Genomic DNA, 17,914 nt, shown 5'->3' with positions numbered 1-17,914 from the left:
AATAAAATGAAAATTATTGTACCAATGGCAGGTCGTGGTTCACGACTGCGTCCACATACTTTAACAGTGCCAAAACCGTTAATTCCCATAGCGGGTAAACCTATTGTTCATAGATTAGTAGAAGATATTGCAAAGGTACTGGACGAGAAAATAGATGAAGTCGCTTTTATTATAGGAGAGGATTTTGGAGAGCAGGTGGAAAAGGACCTGATGAATATTGCCAATAGCCTTGGGGCTAAAGGAACTATTTATTATCAGGACAAACCCCTGGGAACAGGACACGCCATCATGTGCGCCAAAGAATCTCTATCGGGTCCTGCGGTGGTAGCATATGCAGACACTTTGTTCAAGGCAGATTTTAACCTGGATAAATCTGCAGACGCGGTGATGTGGGTTAAAAAGGTAGAGAATCCTTCAGCTTACGGAGTAGTAAAGCTGAATGAAAATAATGAGATTTCAGACCTGGTAGAAAAACCTGAAGAATTTGTTTCAGACCTTGCGGTGATTGGTATTTATTATTTCAAGGATGTTGAAGTATTGAAGAACGAACTTCAAAAAGTCCTGGATGCAAAACTAACCCGTGGTGGTGAATACCAGATCAATGATGGGATCGAAGCCATGCGTAAAAGCGGATTGAGATTTGTACCGGGAAAAGTAGACGAATGGATGGACTGCGGGAACAAGAACGTAACCGTGGAAACCAACGGTAAAATGCTTAATTTCCTGCACCAGGATGGTGAAAAACTTATCTCAGATTCTGTAAAGATCAAAGATTCTGAAATTACCGAGCCTTGCTATATTGGTAATAATGTTGAGCTGATAAATGCCAGAATTGGCCCTAATGTTTCAATTGGAGATGGTACAAGGATTGAAAATTCAACCATCAAAAACAGCCTTATTCAGACATTTTCAGAAGTGAAAAATGCCAGGCTGGATAATGCAATGATAGGAAATCACGCAAGATTTGATGGTGACTTCACCCAGATCAGTATCGGTGATTTTTCAGTTTTAGAATAAAATATTATGAGAAACCTGATTATCATCCTAATGGTAGTTTTTACGGTGCTTCCTGCTAAAAGCCAGGAATTGCCCCAGCTATTTCTGGATGTTAATCAGGATGATCTTGGAAACGTTAGTGACGAATTTCAGGAATATTTTTTCGAAGCCTTAAAACAAAAAGGGATCGAAAATTATGAAAAAGCCATAACCGCCCTGGAAAAATGCCTCGAGCTGAATACAGAAAAAGCCGTGGTATATTTTGAACTGGGTAGAAATTATCGTGAGCTTGAAAATTTCGACTTGGCGATAGCGAATCTAGAAAAGGCACAGGAACTGGCTCCGGAAAATGAAACCATCCTGGTTTATCTTTTTCAGACTTATGGGATGACCGAAGCTTATGACAGTGCTATAGCTACTGTAAAAAAGCTTATTCCTTTGGATGATGCTTACAGGGAAGATCTGGCCAATCTATATTTTTTAAACAAAGATTATGATCTAGCGCTACAGCTCCTGGATGAACTGGACGACGATCTGGGCACCAGCAGCTATAGAACTTCTTTGAGACGACAGGTCTATGCACGTACCAATAATACAGGTGCGCAGATAGATAATTTACAGGAAAGCATTATTGCCAATCCAGATGTGGAACAAAATTATCTAAACCTGATCTATATTTATAGCGAACAGGGAGAGGAGGAGGAAGCTTTTAGGGTGGCTCTGGAATTACTGGAAACCAATCCTGGTTCATCGCTGGCTCACCTGGCATTATATAAGTTCTACCTCAATAAAAATGATCCGGAAGCAGCTGTCGCCTCTATGAAGATTGTTTTTGAAAGTGAAGAAATAGACGTGGAATCGAAATTCAAGGTGCTGAATGATTTTTTAAATTTCGTCCAGAATAATCCTGAATACGAAGAGGAACTTATCGAAGTGGCCGGAAAACTTACCGAATGGGAGGACGCACCAAAATTATATGAACAATTAGGTAAATATTATCTGAATAAGGACAACCGTGCAGATGCACTCAAGTTCTTTGAGCTGGGATTGAAGGAAAACCCCGGAAATTTCGACCTTCTTAGAAATACCCTGTTGCTGCAACTCGAATTTAAAAAATTTGAGGCTGCCCGCGACCTAAGTGAAGAAGCACTTGAAAGTTTCCCATCTCAACCAATGCTTTATTTGCTGCAAGCGGTTGCTCTAAACAGCCTTGGTGATTTTGAAGCTGCTGAAGAAAGCCTGAATTATGGGTTGGATTACCTTATAGAGGATAAGAGAATGGAGTTTGATTACTATTCCCAGCTGGCCATTAGCTACAATGGTATGAATAATGCAGTTAAAGCTGAGGAATTCCGCAGGAAAGCGGAAAATTTGAAAAAAGAAATAAACTGATGCTAAAGAAAATAGTTGCCCTAATCCTGCTTACCACATTTTTGATTTCCTGTGGAAGTAAAAGATCTACCGGAAAAATAGCTACAAGAAATGCTGAAGCTGTTTCGGTAATTAAGAAACATTATAGCACAGAAACCGATTTTAATACGGTTTCAGGAAAATTAAGGGCGGTTTATCAGGATGCTGAAAAAACCCAATCTGTAAATCTTAGTTTCAGGATGGCTAAGGATAAGGCGATCTGGATGAGTGCGAGTATTCTGGGTTTTCCCATTGCCAAGGCATATATAACCCCTACCAGCGTAAGTTATTATGAAAAAGTATCTCAGACCTATTTTGAAGGTGATTTTAGCCTTGTAAGTGATTTTCTGGGTACGCCGTTAGATTTTCAGAAATTACAGAATCTGCTTATAGGGCAGGCGATATATGACCTTAGAAACGAAGAGTTTGATTTTACACAATCTCCGCGTGGATTTCAGTTCGTGAGAGATGACGCAGAATTGATGAAAAAGATGTTCCTGCTCAATCCTGTCAGTTACAAGGCGAAGGCACAGCAGTTAATCCAGGACAAAGCCAATCGTGGTTTAACCGTGACCTATGAAGATTACCAGGAGGTAGGAGGCCTGGTCTTTCCCGAAAATATCAGGATTATTGCCAGTGAAGGTTCGAACAGCACCAACATAGACCTCACCTACAGGTCTATTACATTTAATGAAGAAGTAAGTTTTCCATTTGACATCCCTTCAGGATATGAAGAAATCAGTTTAAAATGATTGCAAGAAATTACCCCAAAACCCTGCTCTTCTTTATCTTCTTATTTCTCGGTTTCAACCTTGTTTCAGCTCAGACCAATCGGGAAGAGCTTGAAAAAAGAAGGATCGAACTTCGTAACGAGATCACCAGGATCAATGAATTGAGGATCTCGAATCAAAAAAAACAACGTTCTGTATTAGGGCAGGTGGAAGATCTGAATCAACAGATCAAAAGCACTGAAGACCTTATAAAACTAACCAATCAACAGGCGAACCTGCTCAACCGTGAGATCAATACCAACACTGGTAAGATTGGTAAACTAAGGAAAGAGCTGGAGAAGTTAAAGGAAGATTATGCCCGGATGATAGAGAAATCTTATAAAAGTAAATCACAGCAAAGCCGGGTGATGTTCCTGTTATCCTCTAAAAGCTTTTTACAGGCTTATAAACGCCTTCAGTATATGAAGCAGTATACGAATTACAGAAAGCAGCAGGGAGAGGAAATAAAAGCCAATACGCAGGAATTACAGGAGCTTAATGCCAGGCTTGTTCAACAAAAAGAGCAAAAGGATCGTTTGATCGCTGAAAACAGGAAAACCAGGGCCGAGTTGGAGAAGAACAGGAAATCCCAGCAAACCCTGATGGCGACTATCAAAAAGCGTGAAGGAGAATTCGCCTCCCAGATTAGGAAAAAGCAAAGTGAAATTGATGGTATAGACCGGGCTATCGATAAAATGATCAGGGAATCTATCGCTAAGGCGAATAAAGAGAGTGGTTCCACCTCAAGAAGCACTTATAAACTTACTCCGGCAGCCGAAGCCCTCGCCGCAGACTTTACCAAAAATAAAGGTAAATTACCCTGGCCGGTGAAATCTGGAATTGTTACCATGCGCTTTGGTAAACAGCCTCACCCGGTTGTAAAATCGGTGATGGTGAATAACAACGGTGTTAGAATAGATACCGATCAAGGCGGGAAAGCCCGTGCTGTCTTTAATGGAACCGTAAGTGAAGTCCAGGCTGTAAAAGGCGCCAACCAGGCGGTAATGGTTCGTCACGGAGATTATATAACGATTTATAATAATCTTCAAAAAGTGTACGTGAAGAGAGGCGACAAAGTGACTACCGAGCAGGAAATAGGTGAAGTTGCTACCAGCAGATCTACAGGTAAAACTACCTTGCACTTTTTACTTTATAAGAATGATCAGAAAATGGATCCCGCAGCGTGGATCTATAGAATGTAATTAAATATAAATCGAAGTTTTTATTCGAAAAGGGCTTTTAATTCGGTCGCTTCGTTCGGCTTCATTTTTCCGGCAAGGACAAGGCTTAGTTGCTTCCTTCTCAAGGCAGCGTCAAAACGCTCTTTTTCGATCTTGGTTTCAGGTTCTAATGCGGGTACCTGGATTGGAGCACCGGTTTCGTCTACGGCTACAAAAGTATAGATGGCTTCGTTTGCCTTTGTTCTGCGGCCACTTTCCCTGTCTTCTACCCAGACATCTATAAAGATCTCCATGGAGCTCTTAAATGCTCTGGAAACGGCAGCCTCAACAGTTACTACACTTCCTAACGGGATTGCTTTATTGAAGGCAACGTGATTTACAGAGGCTGTAACTACGATCCTGCGACTATGCCTTCTTGCGGCAATGCTGGCTGCACGGTCCATACGAGCAAGTAGTTCCCCTCCAAAAAGATTATTTAATGGGTTGGTTTCACTTGGTAGAACAAGATCAGTTAAAGTAGTACGTGATTCACTGGGTGGTTTAGCCTCCATTATAATTTTTTTGCAAAAGTAAGGAGGATACCATAAAAACGGTCGTTAAGAAAGTATTAAATTAAAGTTCCTGTACCAGAAGCCAGGCCGCTTCATTCGTTCTTTTAACCTCATATAGTTTGTTAATGGCTTCCCTTCGGGTTTGATGGCTGGAATAAACCACCTGATGTAGACCATATTTATTTACGCCCAGTAATCTCGCTTTGAATCCTTCGCTGCGCAATTCATCAACCTTTTTCTGAGCGTTCTCTTCAACTCTAAAGGCACCGGCCACGATATGGTAATTCCCGGATTGCTTTTCAACCTCGAAAGTTACCGCAGGCAATGGGTTGTCAATTACAAAAGTAGCCTGTTGTATTTGTTCCTGTAGCTGAGTTTCGGCTTCCTGCTGTTCCGCAATGTTGTGTTTGGAAACCTGGCTGCTATAGATGTTCAATCCTGCAAAGCTGGATAATCCTATAGCTACAAGGCCTATGGCAGCATATTTAAGGAAAGAAGATCTTCTTCTCTCCGGGGTGAATAATAACGGAGTTTTCTCCTCAAGTTCTTCAACCTGTTTCTTATAAACCTCACGATTCACCTGGTTAACGGTATAAGGTACAAGTCCGAAAGATTGGGCAAGGTAATTCACCTCGCTTAATGGTTCAAACTGCAGTTTATCTTCCTGGTCCAGGTAAAATTTTCCAATATTAGCCAGCTCTGCTTTCGCATCATTTTGCAATGAATTTTCCAGGTCATATACGAATTCCTGGATCATATTATTTGCGGTATTATACCTTACAGATTCTACCTCTGCTATATAGTTTGCCAGTAAACCATCATTCTTGATCAACTGCCTGTTGAATGAGATCACTTTGTTGGGTGGATAAAATTCGTTGGAATTTTCGTCTATATAAGCTGATTGCTTTTGCGAAAGGAATGCCCCGAAACCGGGTAAAACTACGCATTCATATCTGTAAAGCAGGTCCTGGATGTGGCTGGAAATATTCATTGGTCGCAAAAATATAGGTTATTGGCAGTGGGTTAAAGTTACCCAAAGAAATTTTATTAACAAATCTTTTTTTCTGTAATTTTAATGAAATTATCCCGGATGAATTCTGAAGACTTATTATATGCAATGGCCTTGCAACATATTCCAAATCTGGGAGATACCACGGCCAAGAAGCTTATTCGGAAATTCGGAAAACCTGAAAATATCTTTAAAGAAAAAAGGTCTAATCTGCTAAAAATTGATGGCGTGGGTAGTACCCGTATTCATGAACTACATCATCCGGGTCATTTAAAAGCGGCAGAAGAAGAATTGAAATTCATTGAAAATAACAACATCCAGGTGCATTATTTCATGGATAGGGGTTATCCCGAAAAATTGAAACATTGCCTGGATGGGCCAGTTCTCCTGTTTTCCAAAGGAAATATAGAGCTGGATAAAAAACGGATAATCAGTGTGGTTGGCACCCGGAAGATCAGCGCTCACGGAATTGCATTCTGTGAAAAACTCATCGAAGATCTTGCGGTATTGGATCCGGTAATCATTTCGGGATTTGCGTATGGGACAGATATTACCGCACAAAAAGCTGCAATTAAGAATAATTTACAAACCATAGGATGCCTTGCTCACGGGTTGAACCAGATCTATCCTAAATCCCATAAAAAGTATATGGCTCCCGTGGAGGAGAATGGAGGGTTTTTCACCGACTTCTGGAGCACAGATAATTTTGACAGAAATAATTTTTTAAAACGCAACCGGATTATTGCGGGGATAAGCGAAGCTACCATCGTTATTGAGAGTGCTGAAAAAGGAGGAGCCCTGGTCACTGCCGATATCGCCAATTCCTATGACCGGGAGGTTTTTGCAGTGCCTGGTCGGCCTACAGATAAAGCAAGTATAGGGTGTAATAATCTCATCAAATCACAACAGTCCCATGTCTTGACCTCGGCAGCAGATATCGCCTATATCCTTAACTGGGAGATCGGGGAAAAGGAAAAATCTGTTCAGAAACAATTGTTTATAGAACTGGACGAAGACGAACAGAAACTGTATGAATTCTTAAAATCCAGCGGGAAAACAGAGTTGGATCATTTAGCCCTGAACTGCAGTTTTCCCACCTTTAAAACCGCCTCTTTATTGCTCAATATGGAGTTGAAAGGTGCTGTTAGACCTTTGCCGGGTAAATTGTTCGAGGTGATCTAATATCCAGATTTTGATCTTACTTTTTTGATTACCTCATCAGCAACGATCCTGGCCTTTTCTGCACCTTTTACAAGAGCTTTATCTACTTCCTCAAGATTATTAATGTAGTATTCATATTTTTCTCGTGTCTGTTGGAATTTTTCTTTTACCAATTCGAAAAGAGCTTGTTTGGCATGACCATAGCCATAATTTCCGGCTTCGTAATTTTTTCGCATTTCGGCAGTTTGCTCTTTAGAGGCCATGATTTTATATAAATCGAAAACATTACAGGTATCAGGATCTTTTGGTTCTTCCAGCGGGGTGCTGTCAGTCTCAATTCCCATGATCTGTTTTCTGAGCTTTTTATCTGTCTGGAAAATGTTGATCGTATTTCCCTTGGATTTGCTCATTTTCTCACCATCTGTTCCCGGCACATACATGGTCTCTTCCTGAACTTTCGCTTCAGGAATTACGAACACTTCACCCATTTTAGCATGGAATCTTGAGGCTACATCCCTGGTCATTTCCAGGTGTTGTAGCTGGTCTTTTCCAACAGGTACGATCTCGGCATCATATAATAAGATGTCTGCAGCCATTAACATAGGATAGCTGAAAAGACCACTGTTCACATCTTCCAGCCGGTCTGCCTTATCCTTAAATGAATGCGCTAGAGTTAAGCGCTGGTAGGGAAAGAAACAGCTTAGGTACCACGAAAGCTCGGTAACCTGTGGGATATCACTCTGGCGGTAAAAAACACTTCTTTCAATATCAAGTCCACAGGCCAGCCAGGTTGCCGCTACAGAATAGGTATTTTGCCTAAGTGTTTCAGCGTCTTTAATTTGGGTAAGCGAATGCATGTCTGCTATGAAAATAAATGAATCATTTTCAGGCTGATTTGCCATCTCTATCGCCGGCATAATAGCTCCCAAAAGATTTCCTAAATGCGGTGTTCCCGTGCTTTGTACTCCTGTAAGTATTCTGGACATTGAGTTCTTGAATTTTGATGCAAAGGTAATTTTTTTATAGAATTCGCTCAGTTCATTTTACTACTTTTGGGGCTATGAGTATAATTAAATCGGCGGCAATTCTGTTATGGCGAATCTGGTTCTATATTTTGATGGTCGTTCCCATAATCATTATGCTTCCGTTCCTGCTCATATTCACTTCTTCAGAAAAATTTTATCCTCAGTTCTTTGTTTGCGCCAGGATATGGTCTAAGATCATTATCTACGGAATGGGTTTCCGGGTAAAAATGAAAGCAGACCAGATTTTAGAGAAGCATAAAAGTTACATGCTCGTAGCCAATCATACCTCCATGCTGGATATTATGTTAATGCTAACGGTTATAAAACAACCTTTCGTTTTCATTGGGAAAAAAGAGCTGGGAAGAATCCCGGTATTCGGATTCTTTTATCGCCGCACCTGTATTCTGGTAGACCGGAATAATCAAAAAAGCAGGATGGCTGCATTTGAAGAAGCTCAGCGAAGACTTAAGCAGGAAAATAGCGTTTGTATATTTCCTGAGGGAGGCGTGCCCAATGATACCAGCATTATCCTGGATCAATTTAAAGATGGAGCTTTCAGGCTGGCACTGGATCATAAGATCCCAATCGTGCCTATTACCTTCCATGATAATAAAAAAAGGTTTTCCTATAAGTTCTTTAGTGGAAGTCCCGGGAAACTAAGGGTTAAAATCCATAATTTTATTGAAACTAAAAGTCTGGAAACTGAATGCCGGAAAGTTTTAAAAGAGAAAACACGTAAAGTTATTCTGGATGAGTTAAAAGACCCTACGGTAGTTTAAAATCTGAAATTAAGCCCGGAATAGATCCCAAAATTCACCGGTTGTACATTATCCACATTGTTGAAAGTATTCAATTGATATTTAAAAACCGGTTCCATGCTTATACGGAATTGATCGGTTAGGCTATAATCTATACCAAACCCGATATTTGTACTAAAACTGGTTTTATTGATATTGGAAGCTTCACCCAGAAGCGTCCTGCTTTCGCCAGATAATAAGTCAACACGGTTGCTATCCAGGAATAAGTTGCTTCCGCCACCAATAATATTCAGTCCAAATCTTTTATTTATAACCGCAAATTCCAGCTCGACCGGAATCTCCAGGTATCCAAATTGCTGGCTGATCTCCCCGGGAATGAAATTGCCGGCGCTCACGGCATTATTTAAACCTGTAACACCTGTTGGTAAACGGCTTTCTGAAGAGCTATTATCCCTTATCTGAATATTTTCTTCACCTGGAGTTATATTTTCAAAACCAGCTGAACTTGCTGTGGGAGAAAATGATATATCACTAATTTTGTTATTCAGGTTCACTTTGCTAATTCCTGTCCTGATCATTAGTTTATCTGAAATCTGGTAAGCCACCTTCACGCCATAAGAGAATGTTATTTCAGAGGAGGAGCTATTATCTGAAAACTGGTTGGATAGTTGATTTCCACTTCCAATATTCTTATAAAACACTGGTGCGGCGAAAGTGGATAGCCTTAATCTTTTTGCATCGGCAAGAGCATTGGTCACCTCTTTATTTTCATTTTTTTCTTTTTCAGCTTTTATCTCAGCCAGGGCATTAGTGCTGTCCTCTAACAAATTGGCGGCCGTAGAATCTAAAACAGGCGAAACCTCTGCTATCTGTTCTGTGTTATTTTTTAGTATAGGTTCAGTAATTCTGTTTTCTCTTAAATCTGCCGGGGTTTCCTCTGCTGAATTTTCATTTCGCCCGGTATTCGAAGATGCAGTAATTGATCCCTGGGAAGAAATTTTTGCCGTAGGATCATTCTGAATACTATTTTTTTGAGTCAAACCAGGCTGAGAAGCGGGTGAATTGGCATTCCTTTCGGTTTTATCATCCTCTTTTGGTGCAATTTCTTCATCGAAGGCGATACTTCCCTGCGGTTCTACATCTGTTGCCTTCTTTTTTATTTTATTGATCTGGTCATCTGCAGGATTCTCATCATTTTCATATACTACCCCGGGAGCATCTTGAACCGGCGGTTGCAAATCTGTAAATAAAAGACCTGAAATTATAAGGGCCACAACAGCAGCAACTCCGGTTAACTTCATCCAAAGCGGTATTACCAGGGCCTGATCTTTCTCTTTTTCGTCCAATCTAGTTGCGATACCATCCCAGAGATCCTGATTAGGTTCTTTCTCAAAATCCTTAAACTTCTCCTGATAGATCCGGTCTATGCTTTTTCTTTCCTTCATAGTGATTGCGCCGAATTTTCGTTATTATGAAAGTTGCTGATCTTTTCTTTTAAAGCCATTCTCGCTCTGGATAAATTAGACTTGGAAGTGCCTATGCTAATATTGAGCAGGTCTGAAATTTCTTTATGCGAATAACCATCCATAACATAGAGATTGAAAACCAGCCGGTACCTGTCTGGCAATCCTTGTACACAATCCAGTAAAAAATCTACCGAAATATTTTCTGTTTCGATCTCTAGCTCTTCTTCCTGTAAAAAATCCTCATTAATGATGCTGTAAACTTTCTGCTGCCGGTGTTTCTGCAATGCAGTATTAATAAGGATCCTTTTCATCCAGCCTTCAAAGGATCCCTGATCTTTATATTGAGAGATCTTCTGGAAAATAGTCACAAAACCATCCTGTAAATTATCTTCAGCCTCCTGGTGGCTGTTGGAATATTTAAGGCAAACCCCGAACAGCTTAGCCGAGTATAGTCGGTAAAGTTGTTCCTGGGCAGTTCTATCCTGGTTTTTACACTGCCGGATAAGAGTTTTGAGATCTACCAATTTCTAAATTCAAATCTTTATTCAAAGATATTTAAACTTATGATGATTCATTTAGTACCCCTATAGGGACTTCCACAGTATCAAATATTGGGTTACCCTCGGCATCGCTTCCTGTCCATAGCTGAAAGATTATTTTCTCTGCCTCGCCGGGTATGTTGGAAATTCTAAAATTTCTTATCGTACTTTCAAAAACCAGGTCCTCTTCATTGGAATCATTGCAATTGGTTGCCGCTGAACTTATAGAGGTAAGAGCATAAATAAAGAATTCATTTGAACTTTCATTTTCTCTTCCACCATCAAAGCCGAGAAATATGTGGCAGGTAGAAGGCAATTTATAGGTGAATTTTAGATCGTAAGCTTTGCCTTGCTCAAAGAATTCAGGTAGATCTGAATCTGTAATTGCTGCGAACTCATAAGATACAGTTGAACTATCATCATCTGTCGAGCATCCTGTGAACGCAATTCCTAATAGTAGGAGAAACACAAACCTTTTCATTTCGCTAATTTTTAGTATCTATATGCTAGATGCTCAATTGGCTGAATGGTTGCGTACAGCACAAAAAAAATCCCCTACCGGGGATCTTTTTCTATTCTTTCGCGATCTTAATCGCGTTTTTGATCTTTTCTTCCAGTTCCTCCATGAGGTCCGGATTATCTTTAAGCAGGGTTTTTACTGCATCACGACCCTGGCCTAATTTAGTATCTTCATAACTAAACCAGGAACCACTTTTCTTTATGATCTCGTAATCCACCCCAATATCTATGATCTCACCGATCTTGGAAACTCCTTCTCCGTACATGATGTCGAATTCGGCAGTTTTAAATGGAGGTGCTACTTTGTTCTTAACAACCTTAACGCGGGTTTTGTTACCCATCACGTTGTTGGCGCTGTCTTTTATCTGGGTGGATCTTCTAATATCCAATCTTACCGAAGCGTAGAATTTTAGAGCGTTACCTCCGGTAGTAGTTTCCGGATTCCCAAACATCACCCCGATCTTTTCTCTTAACTGGTTAATAAAAATAACCGTACAATTGGTCTTGCTAATAGAAGACGTAAGTTTTCTTAAAGCCTGAGACATCAGCCTTGCATGTAGACCCATTTTAGAATCTCCCATTTCGCCTTCGATCTCACTCTTAGGAGTAAGGGCTGCCACAGAATCTATGACAATGATATCAATAGCTCCAGATCTAATGAGGTTATCGGTGATTTCTAATGCCTGTTCCCCGTTATCTGGTTGGGAAATAATAAGATTATCTATATCCACATCAAGTTTTTCCGCATAAAAACGGTCAAAAGCGTGTTCTGCATCAATAAAAGCTGCAATTCCTCCTTTTTTCTGAGCTTCAGCAATTGCATGCAGGGTAAGCGTGGTTTTACCTGAAGATTCAGGACCGTAGATCTCGATCACTCTTCCACGAGGATATCCGCCAACACCTAAGGCAAGATCAAGGCCCAGGGAACCTGTGGAAATTGCATCTACATCTACCACGACCTGGTCGCTCATTTTCATGACCGTACCTTTTCCGTAGGTTTTGTCCATTTTATCCAGCGTAAGCTTTAATGCCTTTAATTTCGCGTCTTTTTCTTTATCGTTGCTCATTAATGTATTTTAAATATGAAATAAGGACTGCTAAAATAAGATAAGTTTTGCTACAATACAATAAAACTCATTTCTGATTTATGGAATTATTCCAAAAATTTGGACAGGGTCTTATTTGAAGGTTCTCATATGGCCGATCGATGGAAATATGTATCTTTGCAAAAATTTTTCTTTAACACTTAAAATATTAGTATAGCATGCAACTGTACAATAAATTGAGCGCTAAAGAAAGAGCAGCCCTTTTAGAAGAAGCCGGAGAAGACAGGCTTACGCTCTCTTTCTATGCCTATGCCAAGATCGGTAACCCCGAATTATTCAGAAATCATTTATTTATCGCCTGGGACCAGATGGATGTTCTTGGCAGGATCTACGTAGCTCACGAAGGTATTAACGCGCAGCTTTCTGTGCCTGCCAAAAGATTCAATGAATTCAAAGCATTCATAGATGATATTTATTTTCTTGAAAATGTGAGATTGAATATCGCTATTGAACACGATATCAAATCTTTTCTGAAACTAAAGGTGAAGGTTAGAAATAAGATCGTAGCAGATGGTTTAAACGACGAAACCTTTGATGTGACCAATAAGGGAGTGCATGTAGATGCTGCAAAGTTCAATGAGTTAATCAGTGATCCCAATACGGTTCTTGTGGATATGCGGAATCATTACGAAAGTGAGATTGGTCATTTCCAGGGAGCGATCACTCCAGATGTGGACACCTTCAGGGATTCATTGCCAATCATTGAAGAAGACCTTAAAGATCATAAAGAAGATAAAAACCTGGTGATGTACTGTACCGGCGGAATTCGTTGTGAGAAAGCCAGTGCCTATTATAAACATCGTGGTTTTAAGAATGTTTTTCAGCTCGAAGGTGGTATTATTGAATATACCCGCCAGGTTGAAAAGCAGAAGCTCGAAAATAAATTCATAGGTAAGAACTTTGTATTTGACCACCGTCGCGCCGAACGAATTTCAGAAGATGTGATCGCCCAGTGTCACCAATGTGGAAAAGCTTGCGATACCCACGTGAACTGTGCCAATGAAGCCTGTCACTTATTGTTCATTCAGTGCGAGGAATGTGCTGAAAAAATGAACAATTGCTGTTCAGATAACTGTAAAGAGATCGCGGCATTGCCTTATGAGGAGCAAAAAGCACTTAGAAAAGGTAAAGGTGCCAGTAATAAGATCTTTAAAAAAGGCAGGTCTGAAGTTTTGCGATTTAAGCAATAGGTTTCTTTTCTAAAATGGTGGAGCCAATTAATATTGGTATATTTACTGTTGAAATTTTTTATGAACCTCAAGGAGGTGCTTAGAAACGCGTGCCTGGCTGGAAATTAGCCATGTGATGATGAAGGAGATTCTGCGATAAATGCCTGATTGGCAGGACAGAATGATGTTTTAATAACACGCCAAAAAGTAACTTCCTCAATATATATAATATATGGCTTGCACAAGTTGCTCGACCGGCAAAGACGGTCAGCCGAAAGGATGTAAGAATAATGGAACCTGTGGAACCGACGGATGTAATAAACTTACCGTTTTCGATTGGCTTTCGAACATGTCTCTTCCGGGAGGCGTAGAACCCTTTGATATTGTGGAAGTTCGTTTTAAGAACGGACGCAAACACTTCTTTAAGAACACAGAAAAACTGAGTCTTAGTATTGGTGACGTGGTGGCTACCGAAGCCAGTCCGGGTCACGATGTCGGGATAGTTACCCTTACCGGGGAACTGGTAAGAGTGCAGATGAAAAAGAAGAAAGTTGCCGTAGACTCCCCCGAAGTTCTCAAAATATACCGAAAAGCGTCTCAAAAAGATATCGATGTCTGGCAGGAAGCCAGGGACCGTGAAGAGAAGATCAAACAACGTTCAAGGCAGATCGCGATCAGGCTTAAATTAAGCATGAAAATTAGCGATATTGAGTTTCAGGGAGACGGTTCTAAATGTACATTTTACTATACCGCCGAAGATCGTGTGGATTTCAGGCAGTTGATCAAAGAATTTGCCCGTGAATTCAGTACACGCATAGAAATGAAACAAATTGGTTTACGCCAGGAGGCCGCCAGGCTTGGTGGAATTGGTTCCTGCGGTCGTGAGCTTTGTTGTTCTACCTGGCTAACAGACTTTAGATCTGTAAGTACTTCTGCTGCCAGATACCAGCAATTGTCGCTAAATCCTCAGAAATTAGCGGGACAATGCGGGAAATTGAAATGCTGTTTGAACTATGAACTGGATACTTATCTCGAGGCATTAAAATCTTTTCCAAAAACCGACGTTAAACTTAAAACTAAAAAAGGTACTGCTGTATGTCAAAAGATCGACATTTTCAAAGGCCTTTTATGGTATGCCTATGAAGGTGAATGGATGAACTGGCATACGCTAACACCAGAACAGGCCAATAAGATCATCGCTAAGAATAAAAAGGATGAGCCGGTTAGCAGCCTTGAAGAATATGCTGTAGAGTTGCAGCTGGATGAAGCCGAAACCAAAGGTTTCAGCAATGCTGTAGGTGAAGATAGCCTTACCAGGTTTGACAGGCCTAAGCAGCAGCGCAAAAAGCGAAATAATAAGAAGAGAAAAAAACGTAAAGGAAATCCTTCAAGATCTAAGAATGCGTAGTGCTTTTATTGTTTCTTTAGTTGCTTGTTTTATCATACTTTTTTCGTCCTGCGATAAGGACAGGGTATATGATGAATACAAATCTTTAAAAGGCTGGCATAAAGACTCTCTGGTAACTTTTGATCTGAACAATATCGATTCCTCTAAGATTTACGATCTTTTTATAAATATTAGAAACAACAGCGAATATAATTACAGTAATCTTTTCCTGATTACAGAGATCAGGTTTCCGCAGGGAAAGGTGATTAGTGATACCTTAGAATATGAAATGACCAAACCGAACGGGGAATGGCTCGGCACAGGATTTGGTGATATAAAAGAAAGTAAACTCTGGTATAAGGAAAATGTTAAGTTCGATGAGCCGGGAGAATATCAGGTCACCATTCAGCAGGCAATGCGAAAAAATGGGGAAGTGGATGGCATCCGGGTCTTAGAAGGGATCACCGATGTTGGTTTCAGAATAGAAAATAGCGATAATTAATTTTAGAAATATAAATGGCCCGCACACCTAAAAAAAAGAACAAACCTGCACACAGCAATCGTAAATATATAGCAGGTTTCTGGACCCTTTTCGGCATTGGGATCTTAGCCGGTGTATTAATTTTCCTACTCGCCGGTTGGGGAGCATTCGGAAAAATGCCCACCTTCGATGAGCTTGAAAATCCCGAAACCAACCTCGCCACCGAGATATTTTCAGCAGATGGAAAAACTTTAGGGAAATACTACAGTGAAAACAGGACTCCAATCAAATATGAAGACCTTCCAGACCATTTAGTGCAGGCACTGGTAGCTACAGAAGATGAACGTTTTTATCAGCATGCTGGTATAGATGCGAAAGGAACTGTTCGTGCTGCGGTATATCTTGGCACAAGAGGAGGAGCGAGTACGATTACTCAACAGCTGGCAAAGCAATTATTTACCGCAGATGTAGCCCAGAATGATTTACAAAGGGTATTTCAAAAAGTTAAAGAATGGGTGATCGCAACCAGGCTGGAACGCCAGTATACAAAGGAAGAGATCATCACCATGTATTTCAATAAATATGACTTTGTTTACCAGGCGGTAGGAATACGGTCAGCTTCAAAAATTTATTTTGACAAGGAGCCTAGGGAGCTAAAGATAGAAGAATCAGCGGTACTTGTGGGAATGTTGAAAAATTCAGCTTTATATAATCCTATGAGAAGGCCTGAACTTGTTCTTTCCAGAAGAAACCAGGTTTTTGAACAGATGAACCGTAATGGCTTTATTTCTGAAACTGAAATGGATTCGCTTCAGAAATTACCTATGAAAATAGAGTTTACCCCGGAAGGTCATGACGAAGGTATGGCCACGTATTTTAGAGCTTATCTCCAGGGTTTCATGAAAGACTGGATTGAGAACAATCCAAAACCAGACGGTACCGAATATAGTTTATATCGTGATGGTCTTAAGATCTATACTAGTATAGATTCAAAAATGCAAAAATACGCTGAGGAGGCGGTTACAAAGCATATAGCCAAACTTCAGAAAGAATTTGACCGGCAAAATAAAAGTAATCCTACGGCTCCATTCCGGGATATTGATGAATCCCAGATCGAAAGCAGTATCCAAAACGCCATGAGAGTTTCTGCCCGATGGAAAAAGATGAAAGCCCAGGGCAAATCTGAAAAAGAGATCAAAAAATCTTTTGATGAAGAAGCCGAAATGAGGGTTTTCAGCTGGAATGGAACTATAGATACGGTGATGACTCCCAGGGATTCTATCCTGTATTACAAATCTTTTCTACAGGCCGGAATGATGTCTATGGTACCGCAAACCGGGGAAGTAAAAGCCTGGGTAGGAGGGATCAATTTTAAACATTTTAAGTACGAGCACGTAAAACAGGGAAAACGCCAGGTAGGATCTACGTTTAAACCATTTGTTTATGCTACAGCAATAGACCAGTTAAAATTTTCTCCCTGTGACACGCTTCCTAGAAGCCAGTTTACCATTGAAGCAGGAAAACACGGGAACATGAACGACTGGTCGCCAAGAAACAGTGATGGTGAGTATGATGGAATGTATACCCTGAAAAAAGCGCTAGCTAATTCTGTAAATACTATTACCGCCCGTTTAATTGATAAAACAGGACCTGAGCCCGTGATTGATCTTATTGGTAAATTAGGAATCGATACTAAAAATATTCCGGCGGTACCTTCTATCGCTCTGGGAACTGCAGATATCAGCCTATTCGAAATGGTTTCTGCCTATAGCACATTTGCCAATCAGGGCGTATATATAAAACCGGTCATGGTGAACAGGATCGAGGATAAGAACGGAACCGTTCTGTATCAGAATGTACCCGAAACAAGGGATGTGCTGAGCAAAGAAGCTGCTTACGTTACCGTAAACCTGCTCGAAGGCGTTACCCAGGGAGGGTCTGGAACAAGATTGAGAGGAACCTGGGCCAAAGGCCGCCAGGATTACGAAAGAGCTGTTACCGGCTATCCTTATGACTTTAAAAATCCTATTGCCGGGAAAACCGGGACTACGCAAAACCAAAGTGACGGTTGGTTCATGGGAATGGTGCCAGACCTTGTAACCGGAGTTTGGGTTGGTGCTGAAGACCGTGCCGTTCATTTTCCTACGATCACTTACGGTCAGGGTGCTACGATGGCTTTACCTATCTGGGGAATGTATATGAAAGATGTCTATGCAGATCCTGAATTAAAGGTTTCCAAAGAGGAATTTGAAAGACCGGAAAATCTTAGTATCGCTGTGGACTGCGCGAACTATGGTTCATCTAGAGAAACCGATAATTCGGTGCCTGATGAACTGGATTTTTAAATTTTTCTCAAAAAAAGCTATTTAAAATTCCAGATAATTTA

General features: G+C 40.6%; 17 protein-coding genes. 10 read left to right on the top strand and 7 right to left on the bottom strand.

Going from position 1 to position 17,914, the window contains the following annotated elements; all coding sequences use genetic code 11:
* Nucleotides 1-6: 6 nt before the first annotated feature.
* Genes FGM01_RS05500 through FGM01_RS05485 form a run of 4 tightly spaced genes read left to right on the top strand, consistent with a single transcriptional unit; the run spans nucleotide 7 to nucleotide 4,378 of the window.
* Nucleotides 7-1,017, top strand: coding sequence for a sugar nucleotidyltransferase (locus FGM01_RS05500; RefSeq protein WP_143410117.1), 1,011 nt, complete (start codon nucleotides 7-9; stop codon nucleotides 1,015-1,017).
* Between the two features lie 6 nt (nucleotides 1,018-1,023).
* Nucleotides 1,024-2,388 (top strand): tetratricopeptide repeat protein, encoded by a 1,365-nt coding sequence (locus tag FGM01_RS05495; RefSeq protein WP_143410116.1) that lies wholly within the window; start codon nucleotides 1,024-1,026, stop codon nucleotides 2,386-2,388.
* Entirely contained in the window at nucleotides 2,388-3,158 is a 771-nt protein-coding gene (gene lolB1 / locus FGM01_RS05490; protein WP_143410115.1) for a lipoprotein insertase outer membrane protein LolB1, read from the top strand. The genes FGM01_RS05495 and lolB1 overlap by 1 nt, the downstream gene beginning before the upstream one ends.
* On the top strand, nucleotides 3,155-4,378 hold the full coding sequence (locus FGM01_RS05485) for a murein hydrolase activator EnvC family protein (protein WP_143410114.1): 1,224 nt from the start codon (nucleotides 3,155-3,157) through the stop codon (nucleotides 4,376-4,378). The genes lolB1 and FGM01_RS05485 overlap by 4 nt, the downstream gene beginning before the upstream one ends.
* A 20-nt stretch (nucleotides 4,379-4,398) precedes the next feature.
* Here FGM01_RS05485 and FGM01_RS05480 read toward each other — a convergent pair whose 3' ends face one another.
* Nucleotides 4,399-4,908, bottom strand: a complete 510-nt coding sequence (locus FGM01_RS05480; protein ID WP_143410113.1) for an acyl-CoA thioesterase — start codon at nucleotides 4,906-4,908, stop codon at nucleotides 4,399-4,401.
* Nucleotides 4,909-4,969: 61 nt separating this feature from the next.
* Nucleotides 4,970-5,899, bottom strand: a complete 930-nt coding sequence (locus tag FGM01_RS05475) for an HU domain-containing protein (RefSeq protein WP_166435194.1) — start codon at nucleotides 5,897-5,899, stop codon at nucleotides 4,970-4,972.
* Between the two features lie 99 nt (nucleotides 5,900-5,998).
* Here FGM01_RS05475 and dprA point away from each other — a divergent pair, with 99 nt between their 5' ends.
* A complete protein-coding gene (gene dprA / locus FGM01_RS05470) occupies nucleotides 5,999-7,099 on the top strand; it encodes a DNA-processing protein DprA (RefSeq protein ID WP_143410111.1) in 1,101 nt (366 codons plus the stop codon).
* Here the strand turns inward: dprA and trpS are convergent.
* Complete coding sequence (trpS, locus tag FGM01_RS05465) at nucleotides 7,096-8,064, bottom strand: tryptophan--tRNA ligase (protein WP_143410110.1); 969 nt, start codon at nucleotides 8,062-8,064, stop codon at nucleotides 7,096-7,098. The genes dprA and trpS overlap by 4 nt on opposite strands.
* Before the next feature lie 74 nt (nucleotides 8,065-8,138).
* On the opposite strand from trpS, the gene FGM01_RS05460 reads away from it, so the two are divergent.
* Nucleotides 8,139-8,882, top strand: coding sequence for a lysophospholipid acyltransferase family protein (locus FGM01_RS05460; RefSeq protein WP_143410109.1), 744 nt, complete (start codon nucleotides 8,139-8,141; stop codon nucleotides 8,880-8,882).
* Here FGM01_RS05460 and FGM01_RS05455 read toward each other — a convergent pair.
* From FGM01_RS05455 to recA, 4 genes are all read right to left on the bottom strand, one after another.
* Nucleotides 8,879-10,306, bottom strand: coding sequence for a hypothetical protein (locus FGM01_RS05455; protein WP_143410108.1), 1,428 nt, complete (start codon nucleotides 10,304-10,306; stop codon nucleotides 8,879-8,881). The genes FGM01_RS05460 and FGM01_RS05455 overlap by 4 nt on opposite strands.
* Nucleotides 10,303-10,851, bottom strand: coding sequence for an RNA polymerase sigma factor (locus FGM01_RS05450; protein ID WP_143410107.1), 549 nt, complete (start codon nucleotides 10,849-10,851; stop codon nucleotides 10,303-10,305). Before FGM01_RS05450 ends, FGM01_RS05455 begins: the two co-directional genes overlap by 4 nt.
* Before the next feature lie 37 nt (nucleotides 10,852-10,888).
* A complete protein-coding gene (locus FGM01_RS05445) occupies nucleotides 10,889-11,347 on the bottom strand; it encodes a hypothetical protein (RefSeq protein ID WP_143410106.1) in 459 nt (152 codons plus the stop codon).
* Nucleotides 11,348-11,438: 91 nt separating this feature from the next.
* Nucleotides 11,439-12,452 (bottom strand): recombinase RecA, encoded by a 1,014-nt coding sequence (recA, locus tag FGM01_RS05440; protein ID WP_143410105.1) that lies wholly within the window; start codon nucleotides 12,450-12,452, stop codon nucleotides 11,439-11,441.
* 197 nt (nucleotides 12,453-12,649) lie between these two features.
* Here recA and trhO point away from each other — a divergent pair, with 197 nt between their 5' ends.
* The 4 genes from trhO (at nucleotide 12,650) to FGM01_RS05420 (ending at nucleotide 17,873) form a co-directional block, all read left to right on the top strand.
* The gene (gene trhO, locus FGM01_RS05435) at nucleotides 12,650-13,681 is read left to right on the top strand and encodes an oxygen-dependent tRNA uridine(34) hydroxylase TrhO (protein WP_143410104.1); all 1,032 of its coding nucleotides are present in this window, start codon (nucleotides 12,650-12,652) and stop codon (nucleotides 13,679-13,681) included.
* Between the two features lie 211 nt (nucleotides 13,682-13,892).
* Entirely contained in the window at nucleotides 13,893-15,068 is a 1,176-nt protein-coding gene (locus FGM01_RS05430) for a PSP1 domain-containing protein (RefSeq protein ID WP_143410103.1), read from the top strand.
* Nucleotides 15,061-15,549, top strand: a complete 489-nt coding sequence (locus FGM01_RS05425) for a gliding motility lipoprotein GldH (RefSeq protein WP_143410102.1) — start codon at nucleotides 15,061-15,063, stop codon at nucleotides 15,547-15,549. Before FGM01_RS05430 ends, FGM01_RS05425 begins: the two co-directional genes overlap by 8 nt.
* A gap of 14 nt (nucleotides 15,550-15,563) precedes the next feature.
* Nucleotides 15,564-17,873 (top strand): penicillin-binding protein 1A, encoded by a 2,310-nt coding sequence (locus FGM01_RS05420; protein WP_143410101.1) that lies wholly within the window; start codon nucleotides 15,564-15,566, stop codon nucleotides 17,871-17,873.
* Nucleotides 17,874-17,914: the final 41 nt, after the last annotated feature.

Origin of the sequence: Christiangramia sabulilitoris, from assembly GCF_007050985.1 — a bacterium.
GTDB lineage: Bacteria > Bacteroidota > Bacteroidia > Flavobacteriales > Flavobacteriaceae > Christiangramia > Christiangramia sabulilitoris.
Note: the sequence above shows the minus strand (reverse complement) of the source record. Positions and strands in the feature narration are given on the sequence as shown.